At 43.1% G+C, this 14,487-nt stretch carries 13 protein-coding genes; 8 read left to right on the forward strand and 5 right to left on the reverse strand.

What is annotated here, in order from left to right:
• Positions 1–3 precede the first annotated feature (3 nt).
• The 4 genes from ACYQ3Q_RS18210 to ACYQ3Q_RS18225 all read right to left on the reverse strand — a co-directional run bounded on the left by ACYQ3Q_RS18210 (position 4) and on the right by ACYQ3Q_RS18225 (position 3,117).
• Entirely contained in the window at positions 4–885 is an 882-nt protein-coding gene (locus ACYQ3Q_RS18210) for an FAD binding domain-containing protein (RefSeq protein ID WP_459929941.1), read from the reverse strand.
• Complete coding sequence (locus ACYQ3Q_RS18215) at positions 876–1,283, reverse strand: pyridoxamine 5'-phosphate oxidase family protein (RefSeq protein ID WP_459929942.1); 408 nt, start codon at positions 1,281–1,283, stop codon at positions 876–878. Before ACYQ3Q_RS18215 ends, ACYQ3Q_RS18210 begins: the two co-directional genes overlap by 10 nt.
• A 210-nt stretch (positions 1,284–1,493) precedes the next feature.
• Positions 1,494–2,027 (reverse strand): PadR family transcriptional regulator, encoded by a 534-nt coding sequence (locus tag ACYQ3Q_RS18220; protein ID WP_459929943.1) that lies wholly within the window; start codon positions 2,025–2,027, stop codon positions 1,494–1,496.
• 235 nt (positions 2,028–2,262) lie between these two features.
• Positions 2,263–3,117 carry an amidohydrolase family protein gene (locus tag ACYQ3Q_RS18225; protein ID WP_459929944.1) on the reverse strand — a complete coding sequence of 285 codons (855 nt, stop codon included), beginning with the start codon at positions 3,115–3,117 and terminating at the stop codon, positions 2,263–2,265.
• 240 nt (positions 3,118–3,357) lie between these two features.
• Between ACYQ3Q_RS18225 and ACYQ3Q_RS18230 the strand changes: the two genes are divergently transcribed.
• From ACYQ3Q_RS18230 to ACYQ3Q_RS18265, 8 genes are all read left to right on the forward strand, one after another.
• A complete protein-coding gene (locus ACYQ3Q_RS18230; RefSeq protein ID WP_459929945.1) occupies positions 3,358–4,695 on the forward strand; it encodes a PucR family transcriptional regulator in 1,338 nt (445 codons plus the stop codon).
• Positions 4,696–5,107: 412 nt separating this feature from the next.
• On the forward strand, positions 5,108–6,556 hold the full coding sequence (locus tag ACYQ3Q_RS18235; protein ID WP_459929946.1) for an FAD-binding oxidoreductase: 1,449 nt from the start codon (positions 5,108–5,110) through the stop codon (positions 6,554–6,556).
• Positions 6,557–6,575: 19 nt separating this feature from the next.
• Positions 6,576–7,907 carry a (Fe-S)-binding protein gene (locus ACYQ3Q_RS18240; RefSeq protein ID WP_459929947.1) on the forward strand — a complete coding sequence of 444 codons (1,332 nt, stop codon included), beginning with the start codon at positions 6,576–6,578 and terminating at the stop codon, positions 7,905–7,907.
• A gap of 12 nt (positions 7,908–7,919) precedes the next feature.
• Entirely contained in the window at positions 7,920–9,557 is a 1,638-nt protein-coding gene (locus ACYQ3Q_RS18245; RefSeq protein WP_459929948.1) for an FAD-binding oxidoreductase, read from the forward strand.
• 180 nt (positions 9,558–9,737) lie between these two features.
• Positions 9,738–9,908: a hypothetical protein gene (locus tag ACYQ3Q_RS18250; protein ID WP_291300230.1), complete on the forward strand. Its 171-nt coding sequence runs from the start codon at positions 9,738–9,740 to the stop codon at positions 9,906–9,908.
• 43 nt (positions 9,909–9,951) lie between these two features.
• Positions 9,952–10,938, forward strand: a complete 987-nt coding sequence (locus ACYQ3Q_RS18255) for an AAA family ATPase (protein ID WP_459929949.1) — start codon at positions 9,952–9,954, stop codon at positions 10,936–10,938.
• Positions 10,923–11,903 carry a VWA domain-containing protein gene (locus ACYQ3Q_RS18260; protein ID WP_459929950.1) on the forward strand — a complete coding sequence of 327 codons (981 nt, stop codon included), beginning with the start codon at positions 10,923–10,925 and terminating at the stop codon, positions 11,901–11,903. The genes ACYQ3Q_RS18255 and ACYQ3Q_RS18260 overlap by 16 nt, the downstream gene beginning before the upstream one ends.
• A 127-nt stretch (positions 11,904–12,030) precedes the next feature.
• Complete coding sequence (locus ACYQ3Q_RS18265; protein ID WP_459929951.1) at positions 12,031–12,591, forward strand: hypothetical protein; 561 nt, start codon at positions 12,031–12,033, stop codon at positions 12,589–12,591.
• Between the two features lie 6 nt (positions 12,592–12,597).
• Here ACYQ3Q_RS18265 and ACYQ3Q_RS18270 read toward each other — a convergent pair whose 3' ends face one another.
• Positions 12,598–14,364 carry an adenine deaminase C-terminal domain-containing protein gene (locus tag ACYQ3Q_RS18270; RefSeq protein ID WP_459929952.1) on the reverse strand — a complete coding sequence of 589 codons (1,767 nt, stop codon included), beginning with the start codon at positions 14,362–14,364 and terminating at the stop codon, positions 12,598–12,600.
• Positions 14,365–14,487 lie beyond the last annotated feature (123 nt).

Below are 14,487 nucleotides of genomic sequence, written 5' to 3' on the forward strand. Positions count from 1 at the left end.
CAACTACACCCCCTTCGCAGCGGCATAAGCCTCTTTAAGCAACCTACGTGCCAGGACTTTGACTATTTCACGCCGGTATTCAGCAGATGCCCGAATATCATCAATAGGCTTCGCCTCATCTTGGGCTGCCTCAGCTGCCTGTTCGATCAGTTGATCACTAAGCTTTTGCCCTAGTAAGAGAGTCGGAACTTCCTTTGATACCAAAGGCCTAGGATAAACGGATCCCATCACTAGCCTGACCTCTTTAATTGTCTGGCCATCATTTTCCAATTCTATGCTTACTGCCATATTGACACAGTCGATTTCCATAGCATCTCTGCGCCCCATATAGGCATAGCGACAGGCTGAATTCTGGGCAGGCTCTGGTATTATAAATTTCGTTAGCATTTCCCCTTCTGTAAGATCAAGCTGCCGGACGCCTAGGATAAATTCTTCGAGGGGTAGTTCTCTCTCCCCGGAAATGCTCCTAAGCACAACTTTGGCACCCATTGCCACCAGGGGGGGCGGAGTCTCTGCCGCCGGAGAAGCATTGCAAGAATTACCTCCCAGACTAGCCATGTGCCTTACCTGAGATGAACCTACCTCACTGGCTGCATAAGCAAGAGCAGGGTATTTGGCCTGAATTTCCTCAGAAAATTGAATCTCAGCCAACTTAGTATTGGTCCCGATCACGGCTCCTTTTCCTGGCTCGCAAATGATACCTTTAAACTCCTCTACCCCATTGATGTCGATCAGATAGTCCGGACTTATTGCCTTTGCCTTCATTACCACCAATAAATCAGTGCCGCCCGCGAGTATTTTGGCCTTACTTCCCAAGCGAGCAACTAATTCCAAGGCTTCTGCTGGCGTTTTTGGTGCAAAATACTCAAAGTTATTCAAAAACATCTTAGAGCAACCTCCTCTTCTTTTTTAAAATCAACCATTGCAGCTTGACCATGCTTTAAGTAAAATATTTCAAACTCAGGGTTATCAGGGGTTTTATAAATGGATTTTACTAAGTCATTCATGGCTAGCATTTTTCTCTTAATATTCATGTCTATTCCGAAAATTACATCTCCACTCACTCTTACAGTGACAAAATCTTGAGAGGTTGAGCAAAATTCAATCGCCGGATTGCATTGTAATTGACAAAAGACATCCTTCGTATTCGTTGTGCAAAACCAGAGCTTACCATCTTGTTCAAGCATAAATCTCCAAGGTCTTACATGGGGTCTGCCATCCTCATCAATAGATGCCAAGCAGCCAATTGGATTAGCGTATAAAAAATCAATGATTGCTTTCATCCTTATTCCCCCATCATTAATCATGGTTCTATCTACCACTAGCCTAGTTCAGTATATAGTATTATTATACATAGTATCATATCGTTAATTATTTGAAAATATTAAATCTTATGTTTTTACATTAAAATTTAATGACCCGCGAGAAACAATTTTAAACCCCTACTTTGATAAGTGGAGGTTTAATGGGACACTATCGTCACTAAAACGAGTTCACTCTGATCTATAAGTTTGAAATTCCTCAAGCAAATTTTCGACTATTTTTTCTTCGGTCAATCGCAGAGCCAGAACATTTCTCTTAATCATGGATTCTTTCGACTTATGAGGAAGTTCTGAAACGTCCAGACGAAGTTTCTCTAAACTGTACCGTACAGTGTCTAGTCTGTGTTTCAAACAATCCCTTATTTCCTCGGAACTGAGAATATCACTACCGTCAATTGCTAGATTTAAGTCTAAATAATACCATTCGAGTTTTCCTAAGGCATCCTTGATTGAGGACTTTAAGATCTCTTGCCCTCTCTCGGTAATAAAATACCGTTTTCGCTCGGGAGCCTTTCCTTCACGCTCAATCTTAAATTCCAGATAGCCTTTGCCGTTTAAACGAGTTAACACTTGATAAATCGAAGCTATACCGATTCTAACCCATAAGCGCATACTTTTAGCTTCAATTTGTTTTTCAATTTCGTAGGCGTAGGAAGGTTTTTCATTAACTAAACTTAATATGATTAACTCAGCGTTAGAAAGCATATATTAAAAACTCCCTCCATTACTCTAAACTATTATCATCTATAATAGCATAGCCTATTACTTTAGTTCAAGTTCCATAGATTTCGGTCAGCACGGACAGACAGACAGAGAAACACGGGCGTGGCAAGATTGTTTCTTCCTACGCCCGTGTCTTGAATCAGAGTATTATCGCTGAAAAAGAAAAACTAACGTCTCTCATTGCTTCAGCTTCTTGTGTTTCTAATTAGTTTAAAGTCTAGAGATGTAGTAGCTTAGCGGCGTTACCGCCAAGAATGTTTTCCACTCCCTCTGCCGGTAAAGGCAGCTGCGCGATAGCATCCATATTGCGTTTAATCCAAGGCATGCCCGGCCAATCGCTGCCGAAGATCACTTTATTCGTAATACGAGCCAAATCGGGAAAATAGCTCATTAATTTTACTGGTGGGAGACCGGCAAGTTCCATGAAGACATTGGCATGGATTTTTGCCATGAAATAAGCATGATCATACCAAACCCCTCGTCCAGAGTGGGCCATAACCAACTTTACCTCTGGAAAATCTCCAGCAACATCATCCAAATGCAATGGATCGCCGTACTTCAGGCGTGAACCCTTAAACACCGAGGATCCGGTATGAATCAAGACTGGAATATTCAATTCTTGAGCAGCTTGATAGAGCGGGTACAGCCGACCGTCGTTAAGATAGTAATGTTGGTAAGTAGGATATAGCTTCAACCCACGAAAACCCTCGTCTTCTACTTTTCGCCGTAGTTCTTCTCCTAAATCAGTATAAATATGAGGACTAATGTCACAAAAGGGAATTAATCGCGTCCTGCCCTTACAGAAATCGCGCACTTGTTCATTGGTGCAGAGCCCTGTGCTGATATAACTCAATTCTGCCACAACGCAAGCATAATCAACGTCTTCTTCAGTTAACAATGCTTCAAAGGCTCCAGGATCGTTGTAACGTTGGATATAGTCTTGATATCCCACAGGATGTGCTTCCTTCATCCACTCAGTCACCCATGGTTGGTGAAACGTATATACGCCCATATGAACATGAAAGTCGATACGAGGTTTACGGGACTCTTGGTTAATATTTAGTTGCGTCAAAGGTCACATCCCCTTTTTGCTGGCCAATAGCCTTCTTAACAAAATTAAATATGAATGTACTTTATTGTACCCTATTTTACTCTGGATTAAAATGGCATATAGTATTGTTATACTGCTTGCCCAAGGCAAAAGACTTTAGATCGAATTCAAGTGTGTTATAATTATAGTGAGAAAATTATAAATAATTAAATTATATTTATTCAATTTATACGTGTAGCTTTAAAAGAAACATACTTTTTAATGTCAGAATCTATTTTTAAAGTGTTAGGGTGTGGTAAGCAGATGTTTATGAGAAAGATTTTTGAGGACAGCGACTTGGAAGCGGATACGCTTTACGACGAGTTTTTAGAGATAATCATTAATGGTGGTGGTTACCAAGGGATTACCGATTACCTAGCCCAGAAGTTACAAGTGAACATCCTGATTGAGAATGAATATTTCCTGGTCCTGGCACGTTCTTATTATGACACCCCTACCTTCTCCAACACAGATCGAAGGACTGGCATAAAATACTGGAAACCTCAACATGTGGACCCCAGGATCGTTGAATATGTACGTTTGTTACAGAGCACCCATCAACCTGTGACCTTACCTGAGTTGCCGGAGTATGGGATAACCTCTCCAAGAATGGTGTTTCCGATCATCATAAAAGGAGAAATCACAAAGTATTTAAATATCTTCAAAGAAAACTTGAACCGAGAACAGATGAGAATTGTCAGAGTCGTAATGCACAGTTTGGTGGTGCTGGAAATCTGCCGACAGGCACAAGTGGACTTAGAAGATAGATATTTAAAAAACTTGATCTTCGGCCTTATATTTGATGATAAAGGTCAGGACCATAACTTTTATGAGAAAGAAAATCTCCCCGGTTTTGATCTGTCTAGAGAGGCGGTTTTGACTGTCATCCAAATCAACGCCGCACTGGGAAAGCGGCAGATGGAAGGGGTTTTGCGCAGCATAATCAGTGACCTTTCTATGAATGCCAGCGCAGTCGCCATTAGTGAGGAACAAGCTGTCCTGTTAATTCAATCGTCTGACGGTAGCCCCTTGGAAACAGCTGTGATTACGGAATACCTGCAGGCACTCTTTGAAGCGTTAAAAATGACGTTTACGAATTGCAAGATAAAAATCGGTGTAGGCCGCCAGTGTTATAATGCCCGGGATTATAAGGTTGCCTTGAACGAATCCTTCAAAGCGCTCTCCTTTACGGACCGCAAATTAGGGAGTGAAGAAGGGGTAATTTACTATCACTCGCTGAAATTGATGGAATGCCTGATGCAGCCGGGTAACGAACAAACATTATCGGGGTTCGTTCAGAGCATTATCGGCAACCTCTACGCTTATGGGGTTAAAAATAACATCAATCTTATTGATACCCTGGAATCTTATTTGAATCATAATTGTTGTATCCAAAGTGCGGCCAGGGAGTTGTTTATCCATCCCAACTCCCTTAGATATCGCTTGGAAAAGGCAGGGAAAATTTCCGGTCTTGATTTGACTGACAATGATACAAAGCTGGAGCTTCAGCTCGCTATTAAGCTGTATAGGTATCAAGGAGACTTACTTTTAGAGATGTGAAATTTTTTAGTTAACATATGCGCTAGCCATGACTCGAACAAGGATGTTCGAGGTTAGAGCATAGCCATGCCCTGTAACTACTATTTACATTCATCAGTGATGCCGTGTAGTGACATGGAGGTCTAATTAGTAAAAAAGGTCCGACTGCTAAAAAACTGGCAGCCGGACCTCTTTGTATAGAGTTAACAATAACAAGGCCGGTTTACTAGAATGTTTGTAATAATACGTCAATAGATGTTACAGATGACTATTAGTATAATTTAACTATAAAAAAGTACGCATAGGACAATAGTGGAGGTGTATTTATAATAAAACCTTTTCCCTATTAATCAAGTGAAGGGGCAAATAGCAATCCCTTCCAGAAAGTTAAATCCATTGTTTAGTTTGATATTTGAAAGGAGGAACACTATTCATGCTGGATGAATTATCAAAGATTGTTGGGAAGGAAAACGTGAGCAATACAAGAGAAGATCTTCTTCGTTATTCGAGCGATTTAAGTCTTCTTCCTTCGGGATTGGCCAATGCCGTGGTATGGCCAGGAAGCACAGAAGAGGTGGCGAAGGTCGTTACATATTGTAACGAAAAGAACATCCCAGTTGTTCCCGTCAGTTCCAGGGTACATGTTCATGGAAATACGATACCTAAGCAGGGTGGCGTTGTCATTGATCTTTTAAGGATGAACAAAATATTCGAAATTGATCTTTCTAACCGTCTAGTCAGGTTTGAAGCGGGTGTAACCTGGAAACAGCTTACGGAGGCCTTGAAGGAAAAGGGAATGCGTCCCATTATGCCGCTTTTGCCCCGCCCAGATCGGTCAGTGTTGACCGATACACTCGAAAGAGAAGTAGCGACAAGTATTGTTTATGATTATGGTGAGCCAACCCAGTCACTGGAGATAGTATGGGCGAATGGTACAATATTCAGATCTGGATCAGCCAGTGTTAACAATTTTCCAGATTCACATTCAAGAGGTGCCAACCCATCCGGACCTGGCCTTGACTTCTATCGTTTTATGCAGGGAGCCCAGGGAACAATGGGTATTGTTACTTGGATGAGCATGAAAATTGAATCCATACCCAGAATAGACAAAATTTTATTTGCTCCAATTGATAATCTCTCACTTGCTATGGATTTTCTCTATAGAATTCTGCCCAGAAGAATTGGTCAGGAATGTCTACTCCTCAACAATGTAGATCTTGCTGGCATTGTTGCTGATAAGGTTGAGGACTTTGACACACTATGTGCTAAACTCCCGCCTTGGACTCTTGTTCTAACCATCAGCGGACTTTTGAGAAGACCCGAAGAGAAGATTGCTTACGAAGAAAACTTCCTGAAAGACGTTTTGAAAAACGAATTTTCCAGTATACTTCTTTCAGACAAGCTACCTGGTTTTCCCGGTATGAGTAAAAAACTTCTCCCCATGCTTAGAACAACGTGGCCGGCAGACATTAAATATTGGAAAAATCGTCTCAGAGGCGGATGTCAGGACATCTTCTTTATTACGAAACCTGAGAAGGCACCAGATTTCATTAAAATCGTGGAAACAGTTGCCGCAAAACACGATTATCCTCTGGCAGACATCGGTAAATATATTCAGCCTATCGAACACAATCGTGCTTGTCATATGGAGTTTAACTTTTTCTATGATCCAGAAAATGAACAAGAAAAAACTATGATTGCCAAGTTGAATCGTGAGGCCTCAGTGGCCTTAATGAATGCGGGTGGTTTCTTCTCTAGACCGTATGGCGAGATTGCTCCAATCGTATTTGACCGTGCTGGTAACTATACAATGGCCTTAAAACGTGTGAAAAAAGTGTTTGATCCTAACAATATTTTGAACCCTGGAAACCTTTGTTTCTAAGAAGAAAGGAGGAGGCAATATGTCAGTAATTGATCTTATGAAGAAAGACCGCTATGAAACCCCCAAAACGCCAGTAGCTTTTGATGTTACGAACTTAAATAATTTTATCTATGATATGCAACATTGCATTAAATGCAAAGGATGTTATTGGGTTGAACATACGTATAATCCTGGTGTGAAATTCAATACGCGATGCCCTAGTAACCTGTGGAATGACTTCGATGCTTACGGAGCCATGGGTAAGATGAGAATTGGCTTAGCTATTGCAGCTGGAAAGATGGAATGGACAGATACACTCCTTGAAATCATCTATGCTGACCCACTTTGTGGTGCCTGTGATGTAGGCTGCAAACGTAACCTTGATCTTGAAATAGGTCTGACACTGGAGGCCTTGAGAATTAAGGCTGTCGATGAGGGTGCTGGTCCTATGCCAGCCCACAAAAAGATTGCCCAAAATGTTGCTACAACCCAAAACCAATACGGTACCTCGGAAAGCCGGGTTAAGTGGCTGACGAAGGACATCAAGGTCGCGGAAAAGGCAGATGTAATCTATTATGTTGGCTGTTCTTCAGCCTATGCCACTCCTAGTATAGCGCAAGCAACCGCGAAGATATTCAACGCTGCCGGAGTTAGTTTCATGCTTATGAAAGACGAAAAGTGCTGTGGAAACACGCTCTACTCTGTAGGTATGGTTAAAGAAGCCAAGGCAATCGCCCTAGAAAATATTGCAGCGGTGAAGGCATCAGGTGCTAAAACACTGGTGACAAGCTGTGCTGAGTGCTATCGAACCTGGAAGGTCGATTATCCGAAATTGCTGGACATTGCTACTGCAGACCTTGGCTTTGAGGTCATTCATCTCATAGAGTTTGCCAACCAAGCGGTTGCCGATGGAAAACTTAAATTGACAAAACCGGTTGATATGCGCTTCACCTACCATGATTCCTGCGGGGTAAGCAGACTCTGTGATCCTTGGACTCCTTATAAAGGAGAACGTGGTTGGATGGGTATGATCTTCCCGGGACTTTTGAGAAGACGCGGTAGACATGGCCTATATTTACAGGCCCGAAATGTGTTGAATGCCATTCCTGGCGCGGATTTTGTTGAACTGATTAGAGTTCGCGAGAATGCTTTCTGTTGTGGAGCTGGTAGAGGAACACAAGAGGCTTTCCCTGAACTCGCTAAGTTCTCAGCCAACCATCGGCTGGATGAGGTTAAAGCCGTGGGCGCTGAAGTTCTCGTATCTGCTTGTCCACGCTGCAATACTAACTTTGCCCAGGTTGCCAAAGAGGATGGCGATAATGTCAAAGTCATGGATATTTCTGAACTTATCTTAGCGTCAATTGAAATATAGGGAGGTGTAACAATGAGTATTAATAAAGATGCATATAAGGCATTTGAAGTCATCGTGGGATCCAAGTATATTTCTGAGGATCCGGCGATCTGCGAAGGCTACCGATCTGGCCCTGGTGGGTATGAAAATGGACTCGGCTACGAACGCGTGATGACAACAATCCCTCATGCAGTTGTTTTACCGAGGACAACTGAAGAAGTGCAGAAGATTGTTAAAATTTGCAACCGCTATAATGTACCCTATGTTCCATTCTCCACCGGTTTCTACGGCCCTCGTACTCACTGCCATGTGGAGAATGAACTAATTATTGACCTGAAGCGGATGAATGATTTTGAGATGGATGAAAAACACTTCAGCGTCAATGTTGGTTCTGGGGTTGTCTTATCATCAATTCAACAAGAGGCCTTAGACAAAGGTGCCTATTCTGTTATCGGCGGCGGTGGAGGGCAATGTTCAGCCATTGCCAACCTAATTGGTGATGGCTGGTCCCCTCTGAGTCATCGGATTGGTCTTCCCCACAGACGAATTCTCGGCACTGAACTTGTTCTTCCGGATGGTGAAATTGTCAAGATGGGCTCTCTTGCCGATGGCAGTGATGATCCCTTCTGGGGTGAAGGTCCTGGTCCTGACCTAAGAGGTCTCTTAAGAGGTTTTACAGGATTGCGCGGTTGTTTGGGTATCGTTACCAAAATGGCTATCAAGACGCTGCCCTGGCAACCTGAACCGTTAATACCGACTGGCATCTCTCCTAACACAGCCCTAGCCCTGCCACCAAAGCGGGTTAAATGGATAAATTACCGTGTGCCCAGCAAAAGAGAGCAAGTTAAGGCTATGTTCGACATCGGCCAAGCCGAAATTGCTGCCGCTTTAACCAAGGTTCCCCTTTTCTGGCGTGCCATTTCTAAGGCAGAGGACAAGGAGGAGTTCTGGGACATTTGGTTAAAAGAAGATGAGGAAACCATCAAGAACTTCCACATTGTCAGAGTGCTGCTCGTAGGTTTTACCTCAGAAGAGGATATGATCTATCAGGAAAAAGTTCTTAATGATATTATGACAGAACTAGGTGGGATTGAAATGCGTACCAAACCCACTGACGAGTCTTGGATCAAAAACGCCGACTCAGCTGGCATGTGGCTGATGTGCGGTTCCTATGTCTCCGTTGACTATATTATCGAGTCTCTTACCCAGGCTACTATTCATGGTGAGACTTATGCAGAACTTAAGAGAAAATACACTCCACCACTGATGCCAGACTTTGGTGATCCTGGTTGGTTCCAAAGCTTTGAATTAGGTCACCAGGGATACTCCGAGTTCTTAGTTTACTGGGATCATCGCGAAGACACCGCCGGAGTGGATCAATTCTACGTTGAAACATCTAAGATGAATATCAAGAATCGCTACTACACCTCCCTTATCGGGCCTCACCAGCCGCTTTATTTGACAGGCCCTCAATACGGGCCGAACTATCACGAGTGGCTTCTGGCGATTAAGAACGAGTTTGATCCCTTGTGGGTCAGCCATCCGCCAGTACCTCTTGCTCATGACGATTTTGTGAATAAAGCACCATGGATGCAATCCACGAAGGACTGGGAATCCCCAGAAGAATTACCGATGCCGAAGTGGGGACAATTACCAGTGCCAGAGTATTAAGAGTATTGGTATATAATAATAGACTCAGATGGAGTAAAACTCCATCTGAGTCTTAGTCAAATGTATAGACATATCGCCTTCTATGCGTGACAGTCATTTATTATCCTGTCTAGTGATTGTTATGGACAGGATTATAAATGACTGCATTTATTATCTCATAGGAATAGGAGAATCAGTCGTATGTTGAAAGCTATTGTTCTGGCTGCCTTACTAGGTATGTTGTTCCCGGTTGCAGGACATGCAGTAAGCGGCCGTTTCAGCAACAATTGGTTGCGATTCGGGATTTCTATCATTTTTCTGATTGTCTCTATCCTTATTACTTACTATCTGGCTCGACTATTTAAATGGTGAGACTGTACGGCCATTGTTGATTTATCATCCTGGAGGTGGCTTTGTGAAGAGACTTTCATGGCAAACTATTAAACGTAAATGGATTGGAAATAATGTACCGGGTATACTCCCCCAAGACGCTCCTGACTCTGCTTGGGATCTATTATCCTATAAAGAGGAACCTAAGCAAGTGATTAGTACAATAACACCTCAGTCGCTAAGAGAAAGTATGTGGAGAGATTGTTCCTATATATGCTCGGATGAAGAGGCATTTACGATGTATATGTCACTTGAGTTGGGAAAGCCGCTCCTAGTTGAAGGGCCACCAGGTAGTGGAAAAACAGAAGTAGCAAAAGTAATGGCCACTATCCTTAAGACGGAGTTGATTCGCCTACAGTGTTATGAGGGACTGGATGAGGGGAAAGCCTTGTATGAATGGAACTACCAGAAACAGATCCTTGATATTCAGAAAGGTGGAAAAGAAAACGTTTTTGGAGCAGACTATTTATTACCAAGGCCGCTCTTGGCAGCTATACAGGCTAAGAAGACACCTGTGCTTCTGATTGATGAAATTGACAAAGTTGAGCCTGAGTTCGAGGCCTTTCTGATGGAGATTCTTTCCGATTTTCAGGTATCTATCCCGGAATTTGGTACTGTCAAGGCTAAGACTCATCCTCCGGTAATTCTTACTTCTAATGCCATTAGAGACCTTGGCGATGCACTGCGCAGAAGATGTGTCTATCTTTATCTCGATTTTCCATCGATGACGAGGGAAGCTACTATCCTGATGCGGAAGATCGTAGGTATGCGCCCCGACTTAGCTCTGCAAATTGCCCGTACTATGTACTTGCTGCGGGAAGATTTAGAGTTGTTGAAGCAACCATCCGTCTCTGAAAGTCTGGACTTGGGGCAAGCTGCTGTCAATATGAAGAAGCCAAGCTTGGACCCAATGTTTTTGAATCAGTTAAACTCGCTTTTCTTAAAGACCAGGGAAGATCAAGAGTTGTTTACAAAGAAAGGCGGGGGGAAATGGGTGTGCCAAAACCTGTAATTCCCGCAGTCGTCAGAGATCAATGTCAGTGGTATTGGGAATGGCTTATTTCGATTTTTGGTTTTTCTGCAGCGGTTTCTACTCGAGAAGAGACTGTTAGTGGTAGTGTCAGTGGTAGCACAGGTACCTTGTCTATTCCGATTCAAAAGATGTCCATTCGTTACCACCGACAGGCAACTAGGCCAATAACCGGTCAAAATCTTGTCGTTAATAAAGAAAGTCTAACGACTGGGTCCTTATCTGTTCAGGAAGATGAGATAACGGATGATGATGTGGTTTATGCGCGAAGACAACTACGTAAAATTGCCCAGCATTTAGTTACCAGTTTATCCCGTAACCGTAACCATAGTAAAGTTATGACGCAAATTGACTTAAGGAGATCCCTGCGACGGTCTATACAAACTGGAGGAGTCTTAATTGACCTGAAATATAAAACTAGGGTTATTAAGAAACCTCGACTTGTAATCATTTTAGACACTTCCGGGTCGATGCAGGTCTGGATAACTATGTTGATCCAACTAATTCAAGCTGTTGGCTTGGAATTGTCAAAGAAAGAGATTTTTATTTTTGCCGAAGACTTGGAATGTGTAACCAAAGATCTTAAGAAGACCTGGCAAGAAACTGTCAATCTAATAAAAATGAGAAAAAACTGGGGCGGTACAACCAGTATTGCAACATCTCTTAGAACCCTACAAGAGAAGCATCATGATAAGTTCGTGTCTCAAACGGTCGTACTTATGCTTTCCGATTTGTTTACTGCTGAACCTCTAAAATCAGCTGAAGAAGTCAAGAAAATTAGCCGAAAAACAAAGAGTTACTTCATCTTTCGCACTATGGATGATGAGGACGATGAATATGCTTATGAAAAAAGTGTTCGTCCATTTATTCGAGTAGCAACAGCCATTTATGACATAAAGGATCTGGGGGGGATGGCAAATGCGGTTAGAAAAGTATGTCTTAAATAGCGTGCAGGGAACTAATATTTAACGGATCAGATGTAAATGATACTGCTTCAACCAATCGTTAGACTCGATGTTCGACTTTAGTTGAACGAGTTCGCTCTGTATTTTTTAGGGAAAGAGGGTGCTTGAGTTGTCCTATGGTCGTGAATTAGATATTCCGCTTGACGTCCTGGAGCTTGATAAATATACCTATCTTGTGCCGCATGGAATTCCGATTAAAACTGAATTGCTAGTGAAAGCCGGTGTCGAAAAGATTTCACTTATTAACAGAAATATTACTGTTACACCATTGGAGCATGATGCTGTAGCAGCTTTCGATTCACATCCGCTTTTTCCAACCGATGAATTTTTATCGATCCCAGGTGTTACTCCTATTGTCACCCGGTTCTCTAGTCAATTGTTGCAAGTATTGGGAATTACGATAGAAACGATCTATGAGTTTTATTCTCAGTCTAACCAGAAGTTACTTGAAGTTGATCTCTCTCAACTCTCTATTTCGAAAGGAAAACTCTGTATTGGGGAGACACCTTCGGAACAGATGGTCATTGTTTGGACCGGATCCGGTTTTGTAGTGGTTCCTGCTTCCATCAAACTTCTACCGCCGGAAGAAGTCGTTGAGGAAGCAGTCGGCTCTATTACAGGGAGCAAGTTTCGATGTAAATATGGAATGCTGGACATTATGCGAAGATAATGATGTTTACTCGACGAATAGGTCAACTATTCGATTTTCCTTAGACAGCCAATACCCCCGAATCGTGAGCCGCAAAGAAGGTATAGCCGTAAAAGTGATTGTCAAGAGTGTCAAAAGAGGATTTTCGACGTGACAGCCCATCTCCTGTAAGGTGCTGATCAGAAACTCCAGCCGTTCAGCTACCTGCGGTCCGGGAAGCGCAGAAACTCCCCCATATACGGGTAATGCCACTTCTGCCTTCACTACTCCATCGCAACAGTACACCATCCCTCCTCCTAGTTCCTGCAAGCGGTTTATCGCCATGGCCATATCCAGGTCATTACTGCCGACAACGACAACATTTCCTTCATCAAAGGACGCACTGATCGCAAACGCCCCCTGCCTCAGACCGTAGCCTTTAATTAAGCCGAGAGCCTTGCTGCCCGTCCCTTCAAATCGATCGATGACTGCAATTTTTAAGATGTCATCCTTCAGTTGGAGCAATCCATTATGCACTGGCATTTCTAGAAGAACTTCTCGGTTGACAATTTCTGTTACCATCGAAATAATCCTAGCCTGCACACTAGTACCAGGGGCCGTAATCTGAAAGAACTCAGGTGCAACGGTGGGAAGTTTGAGACTTTGGCTAAACTCAGCAGGGTAATGCTCAGCTGGTAGATCAATTTCCAGTCGCCCTTGCAGGGCCACCACCCGACCTTTAATGATCACTACTTGAGCATCAATCTTATCAATTGTAGGAATAACCACTAGATCAGCGTATTTTCCCGGGGCAATCCCACCTAGATCAGCATCAAGGTTAAAATGTTCCGCTGGGTTTAAAGTGGCCATCTGAATCGCTGTGATGGGATTCAATCCCGAAGCTATCGCCTTATTCACAATATAATCCATGTGCCCGTATTTAACTAAATGGTGGGGCCATACATCATCGGAAACCAAGATACCCCGACGCAGGTCGATATCCAGCTTAATTAGCTCTGGTATCACGGTTTCCAACTCACGGCGGATCGAACCTTCGCGAATCATCGTCGCTAAACCTAGGCGCAACCTAGCTCGCACATCTTCAGAACTAATCGACTCATGACAGCTGTCTGCTCCATAGGCAACAAAGGCATTTAACCTGCCATCTCTGGCTCCGGCACCATGCCCTTCCACCGTTTTACCTAGAGAACGTGCCTTGGAGACTAACGTGTTTAGACCTTCCTCAACTGTACCACCCACCACACGAGACCAATATACCTCTCCCAGGCCTAATATTTCTGGGTATTCTAGAATTTCTAACATTTCAGCCACGCTAACTGCTGGCTTGTTTGTTCTAAGTGAACAAAGAAACGTAATAACTGGGGCTGTCGCGAAGATTCTCAGGGGATACGTGGGTAATTTCGCCACAAACGCCCGCACACCTTCTATTCCCACGCCATTGGCTACCTCGGTTGTTTCACTAATGACCGTTGTAGTACCCCTGGGAAGGGCGAAAGCGACAAATTCTCTTAATCCCAGCCAATAATCCAGGTGGCAATGAGCGTCAATGAGTCCCGGAATCACTACTTGTCCGCGGACATCAAGCCGTAAAGTCTCCGGGCTTATAGGAAATCCTTGGTCAGGTCCTACATAGGCAATCCGTTCACCCGAAACCAAAATTTCGTAATTCGGAAGCAGTTCCCCCGTATATACATTTAGCACAGTCCCTCCAGATAAAATGAGATCAGCCGGCTCTTTACCTAATGCAACCCGTTGAAGACGCAAAACCTCATCGGTTTGAATGGACATTTTCATTTTTGTTCAATCCCCCTCTTTATAAAATCATTCTATCCTCGCACTATCCCTAACCATTGTTATTTCTCTCGAAATGTTTTTATCTATTTGAGGTGTTTTTCTTAATAGTTATCCTTTCATCGG

The sequence above is a fragment of the Desulfosporosinus burensis genome, assembly GCF_054657535.1.

Excerpts from the sequence above, each read along its gene's own strand:
- ACYQ3Q_RS18210 (WP_459929941.1), bottom strand. The coding sequence starts at position 885 with ATGTTTTTGAATAACTTTGAGTATTTTGCACCAAAAACGCCAGCAGAA.
- ACYQ3Q_RS18215 (WP_459929942.1), bottom strand. The coding sequence starts at position 1,283 with ATGAAAGCAATCATTGATTTTTTATACGCTAATCCAATTGGCTGCTTG.
- ACYQ3Q_RS18220 (WP_459929943.1), bottom strand. The coding sequence starts at position 2,027 with ATGCTTTCTAACGCTGAGTTAATCATATTAAGTTTAGTTAATGAAAAA.
- ACYQ3Q_RS18230 (WP_459929945.1), top strand. The coding sequence starts at position 3,358 with ATGTCAGAATCTATTTTTAAAGTGTTAGGGTGTGGTAAGCAGATGTTT.
- ACYQ3Q_RS18235 (WP_459929946.1), top strand. The coding sequence starts at position 5,108 with ATGCTGGATGAATTATCAAAGATTGTTGGGAAGGAAAACGTGAGCAAT.
- ACYQ3Q_RS18240 (WP_459929947.1), top strand. The coding sequence starts at position 6,576 with ATGTCAGTAATTGATCTTATGAAGAAAGACCGCTATGAAACCCCCAAA.
- ACYQ3Q_RS18245 (WP_459929948.1), top strand. The coding sequence starts at position 7,920 with ATGAGTATTAATAAAGATGCATATAAGGCATTTGAAGTCATCGTGGGA.
- ACYQ3Q_RS18250 (WP_291300230.1), top strand. The coding sequence starts at position 9,738 with ATGTTGAAAGCTATTGTTCTGGCTGCCTTACTAGGTATGTTGTTCCCG.
- ACYQ3Q_RS18270 (WP_459929952.1), bottom strand. The coding sequence starts at position 14,364 with ATGAAAATGTCCATTCAAACCGATGAGGTTTTGCGTCTTCAACGGGTT.